Raw genomic sequence first — 20597 nt, 5'->3', positions numbered from 1 at the left:
TATTTATATAATGCATGCATATCGAATTCTCAATATTCACATCTGATATATCTAAAAAATTGAATATCTTATATAGATATGTTATACTCAGTAGTGTACCATATGTTGTGGTACATGAATATGTATAAAATCTCAAATTATAGAAATATATGTAGATTCTATTTTGAAAGGACTGAATATCATGAAAGAAATATTAGGTTTCCATTTAAACGGTTGCCCTTATTGCGCTAATGCATTCCGTGCTATCGATGAACTCGTTGCAGAAAATCCTGCATACGCAGATATTCATATCAACTGGGTTGAAGATCAAGATGCTCATGAGCTCTTCAAAACTCACCCATATGAATACTATCCGAACTTATGGTTCGACCTCGACAAACAATACGAGGCACAACCTGGTGAAAGCTATGCCCAAACAAAATCTTTAATCAAAACTGTATTGGACAAAGCACTCGCGTAAAACGCTATATTTACAAATAATAATGCACCCCTAACATATAATCTAATGTTAGGGGTGCATTTTAGTATACTGTAAGATTATGGCTTTTTTTGTACCATAAACTTACTGACTGCTTTATACACAATTAAAATCAATGCAATTTCTAAAGGGAAACAAATGATATTTTTAATAAGACGTCCAATAAATATAGCAGATACTGCTTTGTTATAAAATATTGTGAGCCATATTGTATTTAATATCAGATGTATACATACAGTAACAATCGTCTCCGGTAAAAGTAATTGTTTAAATGTAACATTACGTCCGTGTAAAAAATACCCATACACATAGCCTACAAGAAATTCAGATATGATAAAGCCGGGAAAGAATACCCCTTGTCCAAATAAAGACATACCTATAAAACAGGCAATAGCAGCCATTATACCTGCTGCCATAGGCCCATAAAGAATACCAAATATAGCGGTTGATAAAAATCCAAAGGTAATATGTATAAATGTAGTATGAATAGCAAATATATAAGATAGTAAAACCGTCAATGCTACAAACATTCCTGTCTTTACAATCATATCAGTTTTCATAAGAAGTACGACTCCTTTTTCTATCCTTCCACTCTAAATACATATGGCGAATAACTTGAATTGGTGATATAAATAACATTCTAGGTCCACCATAGCGCATGATTTCACGTATTTTTTCACGATACGTAGGCGCATAGCAATGCGTTTTACATACGCTGCAGAAGGTCTTGCTTTCCATATGAGGACATACATCTATACGATGTTCAGCATATTGCCAAACTTTTTGACACTCCTCACAGAGTTGTCCTTTAGGAGTGTGGTGCTTATTATGACAATAGATGCCAATAATCTGGTACATAGTTTTTAGTTCTAACTTACGTTTCTCATCAACTGTCATGTTTCTCTCCTATTTCACAGACCATGAAACCCAAGCCACCTTATCAACAGTCTTATTATGGATTTCTCCATCAATAGCTAGTGGCTCAATGAGATTTCTAATCTCTTCTTTCATGTCTTCCATGTCTCCCCATCCATTATTATGAAGTCGCATGGTAAAATAATTAACTGCCTTTTCAAGAGACATAACCTCTGTTTCAGGAACCGTTTTATAAATTACTTTTACATTATGCCCCATCTCATGAATTGCATCTAAACATTCTTTCATCTTGCCATCCCATGGGAAAGAATCACGTCCAAAGAAATGTTCAGATAACATATCTACCATTTCGTCGCTCCGTTCACTGAAAGCAATCCACAAGCATTTATCATTACTTGCATCATGCATGGCGCGAATATTTTCTACATCAAACATAATCGGGCAGAAGATACTGTATGCCAAGTCAAAGCTTTTATCCCAACCTAGTTCTCGACGAGTTTCATCAGACCAAGGTCCGATATATAAGCTAAGATCTAAACCTTCTGACTCTGCTAATTGTTTAGCACCACGAATCATACCATCAGATAAATCGATACCAGTCGCCTTATAGCCTTCCCGAGCTAACCCAAGTGCGTAGTCACAAACACCACAGCCTACATCAAGTGTACGACCATTCGATGAAGGTAATAAATTTTCATCCTTTAAGAAGGCTAAAAAATCAGTGACCTGTGCCTTGCGATCCTCGCGATTGTGCATTTCTACAAAGTACTCGGAACGATGGTTCCATGCGTCTTGCTCATCACGCCAAGTTTCGTTGACGGTAAGCTCCTGTATTTTATTTGTCATATTATCCCCTCTAAATAGCTGCATCCCCAAACGGATGAGCCATAGATACATATATAAGTAATTTTCACTTAGTTAAATTCACTATGTAATTTAACGCTCCCCTATATGTCCTAGTGTTCCGGCTAGGATGTTCAGATTTCCATATAGCTATTCTTATTGTACATCATTCTCAAAACAAAATGTGTTACCCAAATCACATTTATTATGTTATTTCGATATTATTAAATATAAAACTCTATATCGACAGCTTATCAGCAACTCAACTCATGTTGTTATATATCTCTATGTAGTTCATACATGTATCACCATTTATTTCTTTCCCATTAATGCATACAAATAACACTTTAAAGTTGACTATATACATTATTTCATATATTACTTATATTTATTATAATAAAGAAAAGGAGGACTTAAAAGTATGGGAAAATATATGATAATCCTAATGTTTGTATTAGTCGCTATCGCAGTGACATTTGCTACGTATAACCTATCTATAATTAGATCCATGCCTCCGGAAGAACGTTATAAACTGCTTTATTTTAACGATGATCAAGTATCTATAGGCATTGGATTAATGAAAAGAACCTATAAATTAAAAGATATTCGAGAAGTACGCTTCTCTAAGGGCAAAAAATTCCGCAGTATGGGAAGCTGGGCAGGCAGAATGAAGATTTGCAAACTAAATGGTAAGACAAGTCGTTGGATAGAATTTGATGGTACGGTCTATTACAAAAAGATGGTATATATAACAAATGAAGAAATCATTGATAAATCAATAAATATACTCATGAATGAATTTAGATCTAGAGGAATTCAGTGTAATAAATATAGATAGTAAAGTTAGAACAATAAAGTACGCTAAATTATGATATACAAATATATAATTCTCTGTCCTATAGACTAATTATAGACATACAAAAAGGCTTCTCGAAATCGAGAAGCCTTTTATTTGGTGCGCCTAGCAGGATTCGAACCTGCGCACCCGGTTCCGGAGACCGGCGCTCTATCCCCTGAGCTATAGGCGCATGAATACCTAAAAATTATACCATATAACGCTATGGTTCGGTAGTATAAAGTATATACAAACGCTAGGTTCATATAGAAAAGCCCCTATAGTTAAGCATCTTGTTAGCTAACTATAAGGGCTATCTCTATTATATTCTTGCCTTAATCAATTCTAGTAAAGCATCACAGCTCCGACTTATATCGTCATAGGTTTCGTCAAAGTTTCCCGTATACCAAGGATCCTTTACATCACTACTTTCACCGACAAACGACATGGCCTTATACACTTTAGAGTCTATATCATTGCCAATGATACGTTTTAAATTCCGCCCATTATTTTCATCCATGATAATAAGATAGTCGAAATTATGATAGTCATCAACCGTTACTTGACGAGCCTTACAACGCGTATAAGGAATACCCATTTCATCTAGCTTCTGCTTAGTCCCATAATGAATATCGTTGCCTATCTCCTCACAAGATGTACCAGCAGACTCGATATAAATAGAATCATTTAAACCTGCCTTATTAACGATATGCTTCATATAAAACTCTGCCATCGTAGAGCGGCAAATATTGCCGTGGCAAATGAATAAAATCTTAGTCATAATTAACTCCTTACATACTAATGGTCCTTACAGCATACGCTATAAGGACCATTAAAGCAATATTTAATTAAAAATTATGCCGTATCCCAGCATCAATGCGCCATGTATTTTCTATAGTAGCACCAAAGTTTTTAGTGAGTGTACCATATAGATATGTACTAGGACGAACATTCCAAGATCCGCCAATCTCAGCATCAAGCCAAGTATCCTTCAAATCTACTGTTGTTTGTACTGTTGGATTACCCGGTGCGGAATATGTTGTATTTGCCTTACCAGAGAACTCATGCACTAGCGCTAATTTAGCGAAGATATTGGATTTTTCTGTTTCTTTCCCAATGCCAATACCAAGTCTACCTACAGTAGAGTTTACGGCATCAGCTTTCACATGCATAGAACCACCACCGACAACAGAAGCATCATAAGATACACCATTCAAACGGCCTACAATAAATTCTACACTAGGATCGATATAGAAACCATTTTGTTTCTTGATGCGTTTACCGTATTCAGCACTCAATGATGTACCATACGTATGATACTTGCCATTTACCCGCTGTCCACCTACAGTATAAAGGTTGTAATTATTGGATAAACGATTACCACGAGCGATAATATCTAAATAACGACCATCGTCATGTTGTTTTGTGCCGTACAAGGCAATGCCACCAAGTTTACCATCACCACTGCCATTAGTATAAGAATTACTGGATGTACTGTAATCAATGGCACCTCCCAAAATCCAACCATTAGAAGCCTTATGATCGTAGCCGACTTGTACACCATTATACGTCATATGTGCATCAGCACCGTCTGTAATTTTAGATTTACCGCCTATATATTTCGCCCATACACCTTGGTTTGTATTAGCTAAACGAAGATCTCCTAAACGGCGTTGTAAATCATTGGTATTACTCTTCCATGCCATAGCAGTCGATGTAAGAGCAGATTTTGTGCCACTTACGAGTGATGATTCACTAGCACGATTAATCTTTGTCGTATCTCCCACAACAAGGCGCCCCTGTGCATCAAAATGATTTGCACCAAGCTCTGCAACAGCACCTGGACTCGTAATACCTTCGTTAATTTGCACGGTTGCACTCAGTTTCTTGTCTTTCCCTGTATATTGTAATTTATCGGCTAAGGTTTGTATTTCTTTACGGTAACTGGCATCATCTGTTAAGTTGGCGCCATCACCTTGTACCGTAATATGGCTATTATCTGCAGCATGCTCAACAACAATTTGACCTTTCCCTATTTCACTTGCTGGTACGCCGGACTTGTAAACAGCATTCACATAGCCGCTATAATTTTGAATTGTAATAGGACGTGCATCGATAGGATGAAGTATACCTGCTGCCGCTGGATTTGCACCGCCTATGAGATTGCGAACCTTACTGCCCTTATATAGATATGCTGCATTATCCCCAGATGGACGTTCTCTTTTAGGGGTAGGACGCTCCATACCAATCCATTCATTATTCCAAGTTCCTCCATTTTGTAAGTAAATGTCAGCACCAGAATTATGAGGGTTCTTATTGCTTTCAGCATATTCATTTAGTACAGCACCCGTAAGTTTAGAATTAGGTGTTGTAAAAGCTAACCCTATATTTGTTGGCGTTTCGTTATGATTTGGATCACGACCATAATCCTTATTAATTAACCCTACATTCCCAATAGCAACTAGGTCCTTAGAACCTGGATGTTTACCATCAGAACCAGTATTAACATATACATCGCCCTCTTCTGCCACCACAGAGTATGTATCAGAGGTTTCTAAAGGATGCGTGATGATACGTCCACCACCATCAACGATAATGTGTCCACGTTGATTAGCTTGTAATCCAACGCCGATAGCATCAATATCCACATTACCTTTGACATGAATATTAGTATCTCCATAATCTCTATTAGGATTGTCCTTGCTGAGTCTTGGCACTTTACCGCCGTAACCAGCATACACAGCGCTCATATAGTAATGACCGAGTTCCCTTTTTGAGGCTGGTGCATCATTCTTAAGACGTACAATCAAATCTTTATCCACCGTCAATTGTGATCCAAATCCATTATAAATACCTGATACATTTTTAGTTTTACCTGTATCTGTTAAGCTTTTACCATGCACATTAACCGTCAAGGTATCCTCTATATGCTTAACTTCCGGTTGTGTTTGTACAGGTGACCCCATTGTTAAGCCAAGCAATTCCTCCGCTTTATCACTTGTGGCATTAATTTCTGTAGCAAATGCAGAGCAGGTCATTCCAGTTAATACCAACGCAGCCATCACAGCCGATACATTTCGTTGTAATTTCATAAAAATCTCTCTTTCTTACCTCGCTTAATACGAGGCTCTCACAGAACGCATTTATACGTACACCCTAAAAATATAAAAAGACCCCCTAAGTCCAACTTAGGAGGTCTTTTTTATTTCACACACTTAGTAAATAGTTATATCCTATATTATTCAGGATTGATGATGAAGGACAATGCACTGAAGTATTTATTTTGCTCACCTTTAGTTTGAGTTGGGAAGCCCACTTCAACGCCTACTACGTTAAGACCATTAGCGCTTACTGCAACAGTTGCTTTACCGTTTTCATCAGCTTTGCTTTCGTTAGTAAGATCGTTAATTACGTCTTTGATTAAAGGTGCATTTGCATATGGTTTGCCTTCTTTCAAGACTTGAATTTCATATGTATCACCTTTTCTAAGAGTTAATGGGTTAACAGATGGAATGATTTGAATGAAAGCATCTTTATTATTGAAAGGTTTTGCTTCTGCATTCCAGTAGTGAACATCATATTTAATGGCATGTGTACTTTTTTGAGCACCAGGTACTTCAGAGATTGGTTTATGAACAGTTTTGCCATCTTTGTCTTTTGTCCAATAACCATAGTCAAAGTCAGTTACTGTAATACCCAATTTATCATTTGGTACAACTACTACATTTTTTTCATGTTTAATAACTTGTACAGGAATTACCATGCCATTGTTATCTAAACCAATGATGCTTTTTACCATTTCTGGGCTATACGCATCATCAACAGGGCCTTCGCCAAGTACTAGCGCTTTTTCATCTAAGCGGTTAGCAAAGAATACGCCATGCGCATCAACGGAAGAGCACACACAACCTGCAGCTAAACCTACTGCAAATAAAGAAGCTAAGATTTTCTTATTCATAAGAACCTCCATAATCAATAACTTATTTCAACAAACTTGTTATTATTATACAGCGTTACAAATATTTCGTATATACCAATACCCCTATTAGCAAGTTATTATGCGTATTTAGTATATTAACTTATTTCTATACCCAATAATCATAAATGATAAAATTATCACCTATTTTCATGAATATATGACTTGTAAGAATATGTTAGATAAATACTTATAGATTAGATAAAAAAGGCGCTCCTTAAGGAACGCCATTATATCCGCATGAGATATTATTTTTTATTCTTCGCTGCTTTCGCACGTGCGTTACGATCAAGAATTGTTTTACGCATACGAATGCTTTCAGGTGTTACTTCAACAAGTTCATCATCGTTGATCCACTCAAGAGCTTGTTCCAAAGAGAAGATACGAGGTGGAGTCAAGCGTACCGCTTCATCAGAGGAACTGGAACGCATGTTGGTAACATGTTTTTTCTTACATGGGTTAACATCCATATCAAGTTCACGTGTATTTTCACCGATAACTTGGCCTGCATACACGTCTTGGTTAGGACCAACGAACAATGTACCACGATCTTGAACGGAGTTCAAACCATATGGTGTGGTTTCACCATTTTCGAATGCTACCAAAGCACCGCGTGTACGGGAAGGGATTTCACCTTTATATGGTGCATAGCCATGGAATACATGGTTCATGATACCATTACCTTTTGTAGCTGTTAAGAATTGTGCACGGAAACCGATCAAGCCACGAGCCGGAACTACGAATTCCATGCGAAGATAACCGGCCAATTCAACCATGTTAGTCAACTCAGCTTTACGTTGACCAAGATTTTCCATTACAGTCCCCATAAACTCCTGAGGTACATCGATGGTCAACGCTTCGAGCGGTTCACACAATTGATCGTTAATAGTTCTGAAAATTACACGAGGTTTTCCCACTTGTAATTCATAGCCTTCACGACGCATAGTTTCAATCAATACAGCCAAATGCAATTCGCCACGGCCGGATACTTTGAACGCATCTGCAGAATCAGTTTCTTCCACTTTCATGGATACGTTAGTTTCTACTTCGCGGAACAAACGATCACGCAAGTGACGGGATGTAACAAATTCACCTTCGTGGCCTGCGAATGGAGAGTTATTTACGGAGAACACCATGGACAATGTCGGTTCGTCGATGGAAATGGATGGCAATGCTTCAGGATTTTCAGCATCCGCTACTGTTTCACCGATATTGATATCATCGATACCTGCAAAGGCGATGATATCACCCATTTCAGCTTCGTCAGTTTCAACACGGTTCAAACCATTATATGTATATACGCGACCGATTTTCGCTTTACGAGTGCTTTCACCGTTCATGATGGCAACCTGTTGGTTAGTTTTCATTTTACCACGTACGATACGACCTACGGCGATTTTACCGATGAAGTTATCGTAATCAAGTGTAGTTACCATGAATTGAAGAGGGCCTTCCATATCACCTTGTGGTGCAGGAATTTCGTCGATCAATGTCTTGAATAACGGTTCCATATTTACAGCTTCGTCATCCCAATTGGTTTTGGAAACACCGGAACGGGCAGATGCGTAAACTACAGGGAAATCGAGTTGATCATCGTCAGCTTCAAGTTCCATAAACAATTCAAGGACTTCATCCTCAACCTCTTTAACACGTTGGTCAGGACGGTCGATTTTATTGATAACTACGATTGGTTTCAATTTTTGCTCTAATGCTTTACGCAAAACGTATTTAGTTTGAGGCATTGGACCTTCGTAAGCATCTACGAGAAGCAATACGCCGTCAACCATGTTAAGTACGCGTTCCACTTCGCCGCCGAAGTCAGCATGGCCTGGAGTATCAACGATGTTAATTTTGATACCATCATGCATAACAGCAGTGTTTTTAGACAAAATAGTAATACCGCGTTCACGTTCCAAATCGTTTGAGTCCATTACGCGTTCTGCTACCTTTTCATTCTCACGGAACACATGGCTTTGTTTTAATAATGCGTCCACCAAAGTAGTTTTACCATGGTCAACGTGGGCGATAATCGCTACATTACGAAGATTTTCGCGAATCATAAGATCCTCCCTTTAATTCTTTCAGTATATTCTATATCACATAGCCTCTGTGAAAGTAGCTATGTAGGTATATTTTCCAAAAATGGCAACAGTTAATTATAACGCAGTCTATAGAAAAAAGTCAAAATAGTACACCTATTCTAATCATGGCAATTTCAACATTCGATTATACTTTTGACTCATCTTAGGACAAAAACCTATTTACGCGCTATCGCCCGCTTAGCAGATTTACGCAACAACGGAATTTGTTTATCTGTTAAATGGAAACAGAATTTAGGAATCAGCTTTTTTATAATCTCCTCATCAGAGGCTTTCAAAATATATTCTGGCTGTAGCAACGGCTCTAATTCATCAAGTCCGGGATAATCCAGCCCAATACTCCAGTCATGATCTGCATTAAAAGGACATGCATCCTGGCAGTTATCACAGCCTAATATCCACGCCTCTAACATATCCTCCGTAACGCTATCCGGCAATTTACCGTCACCGAATGTATTAATAAAAGATACACAGGTTAACGGATTCATAGTAAACGGTGCAGATAAGGATTTTGTCCTACACCCTTGCTGACATAAATTACAAGAATCCGGACATGATGGTATCTCTAACTGTTGAATATACTCACAGGACTCATCAATTAAATAGCCTACCAGTTCATAGCTAGAACCTTTAGGTCCATAAAAAAAATTATTTTTTCGATAAATGCCTAAACCAGCTGCTACCGAAGCGGGCCGCAAAGGAATAATTCCGGCAGGTTTCGCCGTTTCACCGCCAATATATCGTATTCTATTTTCACCAAGCCAGACTTCAAAAGATTGCCGTCGTTTAAACTCATCACTGTGAGGAATATTTGACAAAGATAATAACAACCCTTTTGCATATCGGTTTCGAAGAGATACAGGAAACTTATAATCATCAAAATATTCAGTACAAACCACTATGGATTGTGCCCAAGGATACTTTTCTTTTAATGCTAAAAAATCTTTACTATGCGCATATACCTCTTTACTTTCAGGTACATCTTCTAAACGCTTTATCAACCGTTCTTTATAAAAATCAAGTGCATCAAGAGGCACTATACCACAACTGTCATACCCACACGCTAGCGCTTTATCATAAATCTCCTGGGCCAACAAAGTATTCATATCATCGCCTCCAAAATATGAACTAACTATGAACCTATCATACTCTTTTAAAAACTATAAAAAAAGATTTCTTATGAATCCGTCATCCTTAAAAGAGTAACATTACATAAGAAATCTTATATTAGTATTTAATTTGTATTAATCTTCACCAATCATGCGTACTTCTGGTTCGAGATGTACACCATGTTGATCATACACACGACGTTGTACCTCACTAATCAGGTCAAGTACATCCTTCGCACTTGCACTACCTATATTAATTACGAAGCCAGCATGCTTATGAGATACTTGCGCATCACCTACAGACAAACCTTTTAGGCCTGTTTGTTCAATCAATGTACCTGCAAAGTACCCTGGTGGGCGCTTAAAGGTTGAACCTGCACTGGCATATTCCAAAGGTTGCTTTGATTCACGTTTTTCTGTTAACTCATCCATACGTGCCTTGATGGCATCCTTGTCGCCTGGTTTGAGTGTCATAATGACTTCCCCAATAACTTCATGATTATCGTGGAATACACTATGACGATAAGCAAAGTCCAAGTGAGATGCATCATACTCTTTAATATTTCCTTGGAAATCTACGGCTCTCACTGCAGTAACTACATGGCTCATTTCCCCATCATAAGCACCTGCATTCATAAATACGGCACCACCAAGTGTGCCTGGAATACCAATGGCAAATTCAAGACCAGATAAACTATTCTCCCAAGCAAATTCAGAAGCATCCTTTAACATATACCCGGAACCAATGCACAATGTGTTTTCGTTACAATCCATGATTTGGGTCATATGTCGAACTGATACGACAGCACCACGGATACCTCCGTCTTTCACTAAAATATTAGATCCACAACCAATAATAGTTACAGGCACATCTAATTCGTGAATGGTACGAAGTGTAAAACTAAGTTCTGCCATCGTAGTAGGTTCAATAAATAAGTCCGCAGGTCCTCCAATTTTGAATGTCGTATGATGACAAAGAAGCTCCTGCTCTCGTACACGTGTATTTGGTAATTTTTCTAATAAAGCTGTTTGTAATACCTTAATGTTTTGGTTGTTGTTCGCCATGATCTAACACTTTCATCCCCTCAGTGATTGGTTCGCTAATGATTTTATAAATATCATTAGAAATCTGGCTCCAACGCATTTGCGCTTGCAAATAAGCAGACGCTGCAGCATTTTCTTGAATTTGAGGCATCAATTCCTCTTGTTTCTTTTGCAACTCATCCGCTTCTGGAGCACCGGACAACTTAGCATATTCCCATTGCATTTGTTGAGCCATAAATGTGCGAACCAAACCCGTTGCTACTGCATCTGCTTTCACTGCTTCCTGAGCAGCCATTAACTCTTTGTACTCTTCAGATTCACGCATTGCGTGAGCTAAATCATGAGCTTTATCGTAGTTCATAATATCCTCCTCCAAACAACACCGTTAAAATCGCTACCTGTCATATAGATTTGGTAGATCTTCTAACACATACGTATAATATATTTCTCAATTATGAAAGTCTATTTATTTAGATTGAATCCAATTGCCTTCAGCCTTAAGATCTGGGTAGTCAAGTTGACGCATACCTTCATAAGCTATAATTGCCACCGCATTAGATAAGTTCAGAGAACGTGCTTCATCTACCATGGGTATACGAATGCATGTATCCTCTTTACCATCTAATAAACTTTCAGGCAACCCTCTTGTTTCAGGCCCAAAAACGAGCATATCACCGATTTCATATTTCACCTCGGAATGAGTATGCTTTGCCTTGGTAGTGGCGTAGAAATATCTACGATCAGGATATTTCTCATATAATTCTTGAATATTTTCATGTACCTGTACATCTACCAAGTGCCAGTAATCAAGGCCAGCCCGTTTTACATGCTTGTCATCAATAGAAAAGCCAAGGGGTTTGATGAGATGTAAGGTCATATGATTGGCGGCGCATAAACGCGCTATATTTCCTGTATTACCTGGAATTTCAGGCTCATAAAGTACTATTTCCATTTTCAATCCCCTATTCTTTATATCTATATTATTCTACAAAGGAACGGACAAAATGTCCACTTTTCCCACCTTCTTTTTCTACAAGATATGTAGGGCCTATAATCATCCCCTTATCAATAGCTTTACACATATCGTAGACTGTTAAAAGTCCTACTTGAACCGCCGTAAGTGCCTCCATTTCAACACCTGTCTTTCCTGTCGTTTTTACAGTAGCATGAACTTTAACAGCTCTATTATGTGTAGCATCCGTACAGGCTGGACTTTCACCATCAACAAGAGTACAATGCACCTCTACCTTAGTTAATGCCAATGGATGACAAAGTGGAATTAGATTACTCGTCTGTTTCGCCCCCATAATAGCTGCCAATTGAGCAACACTAAGAACATCCCCTTTTTTTATTGTTCCCGCCTCGATGCGCTCATAAATGGCATCATTAATAGCAATAAAACCTACTGCCACGGCAGTACGAGTTGTAATATCCTTATCTGATACATCTACCATCCAAGCATTACCATCTTGATCAAAATGTGTTAAATCCATAATATATCCTTACTAGTTATGTATAAATTATCACCAATAGTTTTATTTTCATTTATTATATTATACAATAGAATTAAGAATTGTATGTACAAGGAAGGAAGTGTTCCTATGAAAACAAAACTAACTTATTTTGGTCACGCTTGCTTTATGCTCACACGTGGCGATGTATCCATGATTTTCGACCCATTCTTGACCGGTAATACATGGGATATCGCTAAAAAAGAAGATATTAAATGCCAATATATCTTTGTCAGTCATGGCCATGATGATCACTATGGAGACACAGATTTTATTGCCAAAGCAAATGACGCCCTCGTTATCTCTACTGCTGAGGTAGCGGGTAAAGCAGCTGCTGCCGGTTGCCGTACACACGCCATGCATTTAGGTGGTAAGTTCGACTTTGAATTCGGTTCTGTTCGAATGGTTCCTGCCTTCCACGGCTCTGGCATCCCTGGCGGTCACGCTGCAGGTTGTATCGTAGATTTCTATGGAGATATCCTATACTTCGCTGGTGATACAGCACTCTTTAGCGATATGAAATTATTAAATCGCTTTGGTGAAATCGATTACGCCCTTCTTCCTATCGGTGATAATTACACAATGGGGGTTGAAGATGCAGCCCTTGCTGCTTCTTATGTAAAAGCACGTATTTCCATTCCAATTCACTACAAAACATGGCCCGTTATCGACCGCGAACCAGGTGTATTTACAAGCCTTGTAGAAGGTAAGTATAACCAAACAGCACTCATTATCGATCCAGGTTCCTCTATTGAGCTTAACAGCTAATAATAATCCACAGACCTAAAAAAGACGCAATCCACTGGATTGCGTCTTTTTTGTATACCGTCTTGGTTCAAGATCAGACCTATAAAAAACTTGGGACCTAATAAACTAAATCTCTTGATTAGCCATAGAAAAGCCACCACGGTTAGCCATGCGTACAAACTCATCAATATCCTGAGTCTCATCAATCCCTACATAACCGAGTTCACGAACCATGCCGTACGGGTTATGCAAAGATAATTGTGGATTCTCACCGGTCAATACCCACAGCACCTTATAGCCTCTTGGAGCCTCTCGGAGTCGCTCTTCCCCTTTGCCATCTGTAAAGTATACAAGTAAATCTACACGGTTTTGATTAGCCATAGAGAATACAGGGGTAAAGGCTGTAGCACCACGCACATTGAGGCGAGGTTTTACATCTTTTACAGATTTCATCGTATAGGTGCGGCGTACTTCATTATCACATTCTACAACAGTAATACGATGGTTATAAGCATGCACGATTTGTAGCACTTGCTCTAAAGCATTTGTAAACTCCACATCAGTTATACTACCGCTCATGTCGAGAGCTACCCATACATTTGCCTTATGTTGACGTAATGTACCAGATAATTCCAAACGCTCAGGTTGGCGACGATTACGACGCATCGTCGTTTTTTTGTATCCACTCGCTACCTTGCCCATTAGCTTTTTAAGGTAGAAATACCAAGGCAAGGCGCGGCGTGTTTTTTGAAATGTATCGATAAGGCTTTTCACATAGCCTTCCATATCACCCTTTGAGGCTTCGTTGATATAGCGCTCCGTGATTTGGTCCATCGTATCTGTATCAATAGAATCGGATTCATCCCAAATATCATGGCTGGTTTGAGGGTCAAACTCCATAGCAACCGCTGTATCTGTGTTATCGATAGGCACAAAAAGGTCTGGTTTTTCTTTCATGACCTTATCAATAGCCTTCGCATAGTATTCAATGGTACGGAAACGCTTTAATAACAAACCAAAGCGCGTATTTACATTGGCCACCGTTACCGCATCACGATCCACATGTTCAAGGTAATCATTTACGACCATGTCCATAGCCATATGGACTGCTGTTTTGTGAAAGCCTTGGCTCAGCGCTTTTACCCGCATCAAATGAGCAGAAATGATATGAAGAACTTCACGCTTAATACCATCCTTCATGACATCAGGTGATTGGCGTAACAAGATAAAGGGATTTACATATAATACATATCCGCCCTGTTTAAGATTAATACCAAAAGCACTGGCCATATCAAAGCGAATGCGATGAGTCATTTGTAAGTAAAAGTAACCAAAGAATTGGTCCTCTTCAAGGAGCAGACTGTTTACATCATGTAATATGTTCCACAACCGTTGCTCATAGGCAGGTGTCATTATCGCTTGCTGCATAACGGAAAGGTCTGTCCCCTCCACTTGTACGTCTTCAAGAGCACGACCGATAGTACCTATATGGCTATCCGACATATTATGGTTCATAAGATCGGCCGCTATGCGTTCAGGCGCCATGCTATGATGTTGTTCTTCATAGCTATCTACATAGGCCTCATAGGATGCGTATATTTGCGTATACAAAGCCTCTGCTTCGCGATGTATGCGCTCTCGTTTCGCATGCCATCGATCAAGAGCCTCGATAGCCTCCGCATCATAAGAACCCGTTTTTTCCCAGCCATCGATATGAGTCAGTAAATCCGACGCATCACGTATATCGTCCTTATCTAAGTTTCGTTGCATATTTACACCTCCTTTTCTTTAGAAAACAAATTTAATATATGTCATATGCCATATATCAATTAGCATAATAATTAATAATTTACTACAGTCGATTATCTATATATAGCTTCGATTTGGTTAACTACTCACATAGAATTATTTTTGTGCTTCAAAGAAAGTATCTATAAAGAGGTCATCTTCAATAGCATAAGCGTAAACGCGCTCATAAGTGTTACGAAGATCTTTCATAACCGCTACGCGCAAGTCCCCTGGATACAAGGTCAAAAATTTCACAAAGTGATGAACTTCCTGGGCATTGCTATTGCGATTTAAACGATGCAACATATTTTTTGCTGCTACATAAAGGCGAGTTGGACTTTCACCTTTAACCTGCTCAGCCATAGACATAATAGCACCTGGTTTTTGAACCGCCGCCAATACATCGTCAAAAGTAATAAGAGGTTCTTGGTCGGACTCGATAAAGTTTACAAAAGCCTCCGCAATGAGTTTGCCTACGTTACCACGGATAACATTCATAAATACGTCTCGGCTATAGCTTGTTCCCTCTTGGTTTTTATAAATCGTATATAGACCAGACACGCGTTCAAAGGAACGAGGTGTAGCATCGATATCATCTTCGTGACGTTGATTTAAATATTCTGGATAAGAAGAAATGAATTCAATAACCTTTTCTTCAATGCCTGCACCAATAGCCCAATCAATCCATTGCATATAATCAGCATTCATGTAAAGCCATACGAAACGGTTTTGTTGTGCCGGGTCCATGTCAATTGTTTGGTAATCAAAGGAATCCTCAGGGTTCATAGCTGCGATAATGCGCACTTGATCACTTAAGGAGAAACCATTGATTTCACGGTTTAAGATAAGGTTCATCAACTCTTGTTGCACCGCATGTTCCGCACGGTTAATTTCATCGATAAAAAGTAATACATGGCGGCCTTGGTCTACAGCTTGTGCCACATGTTCCAATGTATGATGCACAGCGTATACTGTAGTTTTCACATCCCGTGTATTGCCATGACCATCCGTATGCGTCACCGTTTCTACAGTAGGCAAGCCTCCGATTTCACCTTCTTTTAAGAGGTTTCCGTCAATAGTTACTAATTCCCAATTATGTACCTCTGCAACGCGTGATGCGAGAGAGGTTTTACCAATACCAGTCTCACCGACGAGCAAGGGCACTTGATTAGCAGCAAGCACTAATTCAACGCTTGCCATTGTATCTATAAAGTTCATTACATCTCCATTCTAATATTTCAAATATTCGCCTACTGCGATTTTCTTAACAGTTCTAGTACCATACATATCAATAAGTGACAATATATCAATAGGCCATTTTGATTGACGTCCACCGATAGCTTTATTGTTGATTAACTCGCGTATATAGTCTTCATCAACTGTATCGCTGGAAATAGCATCTACAATTATAGCTTTGATTTCGTCTACTGTAACACCCAATGTATTAGGTATATAACCGACAATAGCCGCACTTACCTTAAATAGATGCAAGGCCAAGTCCTTAGTGAGGGTTGTAATCTGCCGCATTGCCTGTGGATCTTGCTTTACTGCTGCTTCTAGTACAGCTACGCTAGGCTCATCAATGTAGCGCAAGGCTAAGTAACTCTCTTGCACGGCTTGTAACTGCACAACCTCGCTTGGAGCATTGATATATTGTAAGGCATCATAATTCGCCTTCACCGCTTCTAATTGCAATTCTTCAGATGGGTTTGCAATATAGCGAATAGCCCAGCCTGATTGAGCTAACGCGCTTTGAATTAATGTATCAGACGGATCGCTGATGTATTCTAAAACCGCCCAGTCCTTTTCTACCAAAGCACTCAACAACTCTTCACTAGGATGCTCTACGAACTGTATGGCCCGTGGTGCTTGTGAAAGCGCTGTTTCAATAACCTTTTGAGTAGGTTCTTTAATATATTGTAACAGCATGCCGTTTTGCCCCACACATGTAAGTTGCATTGCTTCCGTAGGATTTGGAATATTACGGATTCCATGTGGGTTATTGATCAGCGCCGCTATATATTGTTCCTCTGTCATAATAACCTTCATTTCTATATAAAAAGGCCATACGAATACGTATGGCCTATACTGAATTCTATTCTTATTATATCATATTTTTTCGATGTAGTTATATATCTTTCGTATACATACTACTCCGTTAATGCATCTAAATCAGAATTATTCCCAATGACTAATAATTTATCATCTTCACCGAGAATGGTAATCGGGTTTGGTGGAACTTCTAAATCCTCACCGCGTCTTATGCCTACTGCATTAAGATTATATTTCTCACGCAGATTGGAGTCCTTTAAATTAGCCCCCACCAAGAATGACGGTACTTTAACTTCTATGAGACTAATATTTTTAGATAGTTGCAAATAATCCATTACATGATCTCTAGTTAAAAATTGTACAAGGCGTAATGCCATATCATATTCAGGGTAAATCACTTGATCTACACCTATTTTATGAAGCATTTTACCTTGTATATTATTTTCAGCCTTGGCCACAATTTTAGGTGCATCTAACTCTTTAAGAAGCATAGCTGTCATTAAATTAGCTTGAAGATTGCCACCTATAGCCACAACAACCATATCAAACTGGCTTAGCGCCAATGCTTTGATTGCCTCTTCATCGGTTGTATCTGCAACTATAGCATGTGTTATAAATGGTGAAATTTTCTGTACAACTTCTGGATCAATATCTACACCTAATACCTCATGATCCATGGAAGCTAACATCTTGGCAACAGTGCCACCAAATTGACCAAGACCTATTACTGCTATCGTTTTATGTTTCATATATGCCCCCTTTTATATTCAATCTAATCTGTTTTTATAACAATACACGCTCTTCTGCATAGCTAATTGGTTTAGTCGGTGCCGTTCTTAACGCCCAAGTACCAATAACAGTCATAACCCCTACACGACCCGTAAACATGACAAGCATCAACACCCATTTACTACTTTCAGATAAATCAGGTGTAATACCCGTTGTAAGACCTACGGTCCCAAAGGCAGAGGTTACCTCAAAAAGTAGTCGAATAAAGTTATACGGCTCATCCCAAGCCAAATAACAAGTAGCAAGCAAAACAAGAAGGATAGATAAAAAGATTATCCCATTTGCCTTAAGGACAGTAAGCAACGAAATACGACGTTCAAAAATCTCTGTATCAGGACGGTTATTAAATAATGTACGCGATGCTAGAAAAGCGACAGCAATAGTACTAATTTTAACACCGCCTCCTGTGGAGTTAGGGCCTGCCCCAATAAACATAAAAATGATGGTAATAAACAGAGTAATTGGATGCAAATCATTATAATCTACAGTTGCAAGACCTGCCGTACGAGGGGTAATCGATTGAAATAGAGCAGCCATGACCTTATTCCATATAGGTAAAGGACCAAAAGTTTTGGGATTCGCCCACTCAACTCCCAAGAAAATAATAGTCCCTAAAAGGATGAGCGCCGTTGTGCCAACTAACATTATTTTTGTGTGTAGTTTTAAATCTACAAAACGTCGTAGCTTGCGATGCGACCAAATATCAAAGGTTGCGAGATATCCGAAACCACCTATTACAATAAGGGCCATTGTATTTATATTAAATAATACATCGCCCACCATGGCATAAGGTAGATCATTATCAAAGAATATAAATCCTGCGTTACAAAAGCTGGAAATAGATTGCATAATCCCCGTATATAAAGCAGCATCACCAATATAGGGATATAGCTGAATAGTATAGATAATACCACCAATAATTTCAACACAGAAGGTATAAATAGTTAGTTTCTTCGTAATATGTAGAAGCCCTTTCATGCCATCTTGCCCTACATCCTCTGACAAAAGCACGCGATTTTTTAGACCTACCCGTCGCCCTAATACTAGAGCAATAATAGTGGTAAACGAAACAATCCCCAATCCACCTAATTGGATAAGGATTACCATGACGATTTTGCCAAACAAGGACCAATGATAATAGGTATCTACTGTCGTCAAGCCTGTTACAGAAACACAAGATACTGCGGTAAAAGCTGCATCCACAAGCGTTGTACTATTGCTTTGAGCATTTGATATGGGCAACATAAGTAATATCGTCCCTATAGTCATGGCAGCCAAAAAGCTAAGGGCTAATAGACGATAAGGATTTTGTTGCATATATTGCTGAACTTGATTTTTTGAAATATTTTGCCACATAACCGTAGTCCTATCCTATAAGTTCCTGCACTGACTGTAACGTTGGTAGTGGACTTCGCCCGCCTATGCCTTGTGTATTTAAAGAAGCTACCGCAGATGCAAAAATAGCGGCCTTCTCTAAATCGGAGTGCGCACAATGTTTGATCAACTCTACAGCACGTATAGATGCACCGTGAGACTTACTCGTTGAAATCGTTTCTTGCCCCTTCATATGATTAATTATATGTGCTAAATTAGCTAAAAAAGCACCATGAAAGCTATCCCCTGCCCCCGTAGTATCTACTATACTTTTCTGCGGGAATGGCTCACAACGATACGCTGTACCATCAGGCCATACAAAATAGCTACCATTAGCCCCATCCGTAACACCTGCAATTAAAGCACCACGGTCATGAATGATACGACAAGCATCTTCTAAATTAGTTGCGCCCGTATATTTTTCAGCATAGTCGCGAGCTACGATAACAATATGACTATCTTCTGTAATAGCCTTCATATCTTCATCGTAACGCTGAGCACCACCATCTAAAGAAATGATAGTCCCTGCTTCTTTCGCTACAGCAATAGCAGAACGCATGAGTTGGCGATGTCGACCATTAATATGCAAAATATAAGCATCCTCTATCAATTGCTTATGAACCTCTAAAAAATGGGGATCAGTTGCTGTAGATCGTTCAAAGAATACAGCGCGCTCACCAGTGCTTTGTTTTACAAGAATTGTGGCAACACCACTCTTAGCACCTCTTTCAACTTGAATTGCATCTGTATTAACATTATATTTTTCAAAGTCAGCTAGTATGTGACGGCCTACCATATCATCGCCAATGCTATCAATCATAGCCGTACGAACACCATATTTTCCGGCCACCGCTAGTGCTGTAGCCACTGGCCCACCACCATCGGTAGTAGACGATACGACTTGCTGTACCTCACGACCCGTTGGATAATGATCCACCACTATAAAACGGTCTAATGTACTAGCACCGATGCCTACGATATCTATATTTTTTTGAGGAAATATACTCATACTAACCTCCTAAACCTTTTATTAGCTATACAAGCCATATCACTTCACGTCTTATAGATTCACTATC

At 38.9% G+C, this 20597-nt stretch carries 21 protein-coding genes and 1 tRNA gene; 3 read left to right on the top strand and 19 right to left on the bottom strand.

Translation table 11 applies throughout. From position 1 onward, the window contains the following. Positions 1-181 precede the first annotated feature (181 nt). Positions 182-460, top strand: coding sequence for a hypothetical protein (locus NE668_RS00295; protein WP_004696628.1), 279 nt, complete (start codon positions 182-184; stop codon positions 458-460). Between the two features lie 77 nt (positions 461-537). Here NE668_RS00295 and NE668_RS00290 read toward each other — a convergent pair whose 3' ends face one another. The 3 genes from NE668_RS00290 to NE668_RS00280 are packed head-to-tail and all read right to left on the bottom strand — an operon-like array spanning position 538 to position 2200. Continuing rightward, positions 538-1038, bottom strand: a complete 501-nt coding sequence (locus NE668_RS00290; RefSeq protein WP_004696629.1) for a folate family ECF transporter S component — start codon at positions 1036-1038, stop codon at positions 538-540. Next, complete coding sequence (locus NE668_RS00285) at positions 1028-1375, bottom strand: nitrous oxide-stimulated promoter family protein (protein WP_004696632.1); 348 nt, start codon at positions 1373-1375, stop codon at positions 1028-1030. The genes NE668_RS00290 and NE668_RS00285 overlap by 11 nt, the downstream gene beginning before the upstream one ends. 9 nt (positions 1376-1384) lie before the next feature. Further along, positions 1385-2200 carry a class I SAM-dependent methyltransferase gene (locus NE668_RS00280; protein ID WP_024061734.1) on the bottom strand — a complete coding sequence of 272 codons (816 nt, stop codon included), beginning with the start codon at positions 2198-2200 and terminating at the stop codon, positions 1385-1387. Between the two features lie 418 nt (positions 2201-2618). Between NE668_RS00280 and NE668_RS00275 the strand changes: the two genes are divergently transcribed. After that, complete coding sequence (locus NE668_RS00275) at positions 2619-3035, top strand: hypothetical protein (RefSeq protein WP_227037125.1); 417 nt, start codon at positions 2619-2621, stop codon at positions 3033-3035. Positions 3036-3150: 115 nt separating this feature from the next. On the opposite strand, the gene NE668_RS00270 is transcribed toward NE668_RS00275, so the two are convergent. The 10 genes from NE668_RS00270 to moaC form a co-directional block, all read right to left on the bottom strand. Further along, positions 3151-3225 (bottom strand) — tRNA-Arg (locus NE668_RS00270). 129 nt (positions 3226-3354) lie between these two features. Further along, a complete protein-coding gene (locus NE668_RS00265) occupies positions 3355-3813 on the bottom strand; it encodes a low molecular weight protein-tyrosine-phosphatase (RefSeq protein WP_227037126.1) in 459 nt (152 codons plus the stop codon). Positions 3814-3880: 67 nt separating this feature from the next. Next, the gene (locus tag NE668_RS00260; protein ID WP_227037127.1) at positions 3881-6124 is read right to left on the bottom strand and encodes an autotransporter family protein; all 2244 of its coding nucleotides are present in this window, start codon (positions 6122-6124) and stop codon (positions 3881-3883) included. Positions 6125-6270: 146 nt separating this feature from the next. Then, entirely contained in the window at positions 6271-6990 is a 720-nt protein-coding gene (locus tag NE668_RS00255; RefSeq protein ID WP_227037128.1) for a DUF4198 domain-containing protein, read from the bottom strand. Between the two features lie 266 nt (positions 6991-7256). Continuing rightward, positions 7257-9068 carry a translational GTPase TypA gene (gene typA / locus NE668_RS00250; RefSeq protein ID WP_227037129.1) on the bottom strand — a complete coding sequence of 604 codons (1812 nt, stop codon included), beginning with the start codon at positions 9066-9068 and terminating at the stop codon, positions 7257-7259. Positions 9069-9265: 197 nt separating this feature from the next. Further along, positions 9266-10213 carry an epoxyqueuosine reductase gene (locus NE668_RS00245; protein ID WP_227037130.1) on the bottom strand — a complete coding sequence of 316 codons (948 nt, stop codon included), beginning with the start codon at positions 10211-10213 and terminating at the stop codon, positions 9266-9268. A 138-nt stretch (positions 10214-10351) separates the two neighbouring features. After that, complete coding sequence (gene murB, locus NE668_RS00240) at positions 10352-11281, bottom strand: UDP-N-acetylmuramate dehydrogenase (protein ID WP_227037131.1); 930 nt, start codon at positions 11279-11281, stop codon at positions 10352-10354. Beyond that, complete coding sequence (locus NE668_RS00235; RefSeq protein ID WP_227037132.1) at positions 11256-11621, bottom strand: YlbF/YmcA family competence regulator; 366 nt, start codon at positions 11619-11621, stop codon at positions 11256-11258. Before NE668_RS00235 ends, murB begins: the two co-directional genes overlap by 26 nt. 105 nt (positions 11622-11726) lie before the next feature. Further along, positions 11727-12212: a tRNA (uridine(34)/cytosine(34)/5-carboxymethylaminomethyluridine(34)-2'-O)-methyltransferase TrmL gene (trmL, locus tag NE668_RS00230; RefSeq protein WP_004696651.1), complete on the bottom strand. Its 486-nt coding sequence runs from the start codon at positions 12210-12212 to the stop codon at positions 11727-11729. 28 nt (positions 12213-12240) lie between these two features. Then, positions 12241-12753, bottom strand: coding sequence for a cyclic pyranopterin monophosphate synthase MoaC (gene moaC / locus NE668_RS00225; RefSeq protein WP_264467085.1), 513 nt, complete (start codon positions 12751-12753; stop codon positions 12241-12243). 108 nt (positions 12754-12861) lie between these two features. Between moaC and NE668_RS00220 the strand changes: the two genes are divergently transcribed. Further along, positions 12862-13539 (top strand): metal-dependent hydrolase, encoded by a 678-nt coding sequence (locus NE668_RS00220; RefSeq protein ID WP_004696654.1) that lies wholly within the window; start codon positions 12862-12864, stop codon positions 13537-13539. Positions 13540-13644: 105 nt separating this feature from the next. On the opposite strand, the gene NE668_RS00215 is transcribed toward NE668_RS00220, so the two are convergent. The 6 genes from NE668_RS00215 to NE668_RS00190 form a co-directional block, all read right to left on the bottom strand. After that, positions 13645-15288, bottom strand: coding sequence for a vWA domain-containing protein (locus NE668_RS00215; RefSeq protein ID WP_227037133.1), 1644 nt, complete (start codon positions 15286-15288; stop codon positions 13645-13647). Between the two features lie 135 nt (positions 15289-15423). Beyond that, positions 15424-16524 (bottom strand): AAA family ATPase, encoded by a 1101-nt coding sequence (locus tag NE668_RS00210; protein WP_227037134.1) that lies wholly within the window; start codon positions 16522-16524, stop codon positions 15424-15426. 12 nt (positions 16525-16536) lie between these two features. Next, complete coding sequence (locus tag NE668_RS00205) at positions 16537-17343, bottom strand: hypothetical protein (protein WP_256195327.1); 807 nt, start codon at positions 17341-17343, stop codon at positions 16537-16539. A gap of 113 nt (positions 17344-17456) precedes the next feature. Then, positions 17457-18107 carry a potassium channel family protein gene (locus tag NE668_RS00200; protein ID WP_227037136.1) on the bottom strand — a complete coding sequence of 217 codons (651 nt, stop codon included), beginning with the start codon at positions 18105-18107 and terminating at the stop codon, positions 17457-17459. A 34-nt stretch (positions 18108-18141) separates the two neighbouring features. Beyond that, positions 18142-19503 carry a TrkH family potassium uptake protein gene (locus NE668_RS00195; protein WP_227037137.1) on the bottom strand — a complete coding sequence of 454 codons (1362 nt, stop codon included), beginning with the start codon at positions 19501-19503 and terminating at the stop codon, positions 18142-18144. A 10-nt stretch (positions 19504-19513) separates the two neighbouring features. Next, positions 19514-20530: a carbohydrate kinase family protein gene (locus tag NE668_RS00190; protein WP_227037138.1), complete on the bottom strand. Its 1017-nt coding sequence runs from the start codon at positions 20528-20530 to the stop codon at positions 19514-19516. Positions 20531-20597 lie beyond the last annotated feature (67 nt).

This window comes from Veillonella parvula, assembly GCF_024461875.1.
GTDB classification, from domain to species: Bacteria; Bacillota; Negativicutes; order Veillonellales; family Veillonellaceae; genus Veillonella; species Veillonella parvula_I.
This window is presented reverse-complemented; position numbering and strand designations above follow the sequence as displayed.

Excerpts from the sequence above, each read along its gene's own strand:
- NE668_RS00280 (WP_024061734.1), bottom strand. The coding sequence starts at position 2,200 with ATGACAAATAAAATACAGGAGCTTACCGTCAACGAAACTTGGCGTGAT.
- moaC (WP_264467085.1), bottom strand. The coding sequence starts at position 12,753 with ATGGATTTAACACATTTTGATCAAGATGGTAATGCTTGGATGGTAGAT.
- NE668_RS00245 (WP_227037130.1), bottom strand. The coding sequence starts at position 10,213 with ATGAATACTTTGTTGGCCCAGGAGATTTATGATAAAGCGCTAGCGTGT.
- NE668_RS00290 (WP_004696629.1), bottom strand. The coding sequence starts at position 1,038 with ATGAAAACTGATATGATTGTAAAGACAGGAATGTTTGTAGCATTGACG.
- NE668_RS00255 (WP_227037128.1), bottom strand. The coding sequence starts at position 6,990 with ATGAATAAGAAAATCTTAGCTTCTTTATTTGCAGTAGGTTTAGCTGCA.
- NE668_RS00205 (WP_256195327.1), bottom strand. The coding sequence starts at position 17,343 with ATGACAGAGGAACAATATATAGCGGCGCTGATCAATAACCCACATGGA.
- NE668_RS00275 (WP_227037125.1), top strand. The coding sequence starts at position 2,619 with ATGGGAAAATATATGATAATCCTAATGTTTGTATTAGTCGCTATCGCA.
- murB (WP_227037131.1), bottom strand. The coding sequence starts at position 11,281 with ATGGCGAACAACAACCAAAACATTAAGGTATTACAAACAGCTTTATTA.
- NE668_RS00235 (WP_227037132.1), bottom strand. The coding sequence starts at position 11,621 with ATGAACTACGATAAAGCTCATGATTTAGCTCACGCAATGCGTGAATCT.
- typA (WP_227037129.1), bottom strand. The coding sequence starts at position 9,068 with ATGATTCGCGAAAATCTTCGTAATGTAGCGATTATCGCCCACGTTGAC.
- NE668_RS00260 (WP_227037127.1), bottom strand. The coding sequence starts at position 6,124 with ATGAAATTACAACGAAATGTATCGGCTGTGATGGCTGCGTTGGTATTA.
- NE668_RS00285 (WP_004696632.1), bottom strand. The coding sequence starts at position 1,375 with ATGACAGTTGATGAGAAACGTAAGTTAGAACTAAAAACTATGTACCAG.
- NE668_RS00265 (WP_227037126.1), bottom strand. The coding sequence starts at position 3,813 with ATGACTAAGATTTTATTCATTTGCCACGGCAATATTTGCCGCTCTACG.
- NE668_RS00190 (WP_227037138.1), bottom strand. The coding sequence starts at position 20,530 with ATGAGTATATTTCCTCAAAAAAATATAGATATCGTAGGCATCGGTGCT.
- NE668_RS00215 (WP_227037133.1), bottom strand. The coding sequence starts at position 15,288 with ATGCAACGAAACTTAGATAAGGACGATATACGTGATGCGTCGGATTTA.
- NE668_RS00200 (WP_227037136.1), bottom strand. The coding sequence starts at position 18,107 with ATGAAACATAAAACGATAGCAGTAATAGGTCTTGGTCAATTTGGTGGC.
- trmL (WP_004696651.1), bottom strand. The coding sequence starts at position 12,212 with ATGGAAATAGTACTTTATGAGCCTGAAATTCCAGGTAATACAGGAAAT.
- NE668_RS00220 (WP_004696654.1), top strand. The coding sequence starts at position 12,862 with ATGAAAACAAAACTAACTTATTTTGGTCACGCTTGCTTTATGCTCACA.
- NE668_RS00195 (WP_227037137.1), bottom strand. The coding sequence starts at position 19,503 with ATGTGGCAAAATATTTCAAAAAATCAAGTTCAGCAATATATGCAACAA.
- NE668_RS00295 (WP_004696628.1), top strand. The coding sequence starts at position 182 with ATGAAAGAAATATTAGGTTTCCATTTAAACGGTTGCCCTTATTGCGCT.
- NE668_RS00210 (WP_227037134.1), bottom strand. The coding sequence starts at position 16,524 with ATGAACTTTATAGATACAATGGCAAGCGTTGAATTAGTGCTTGCTGCT.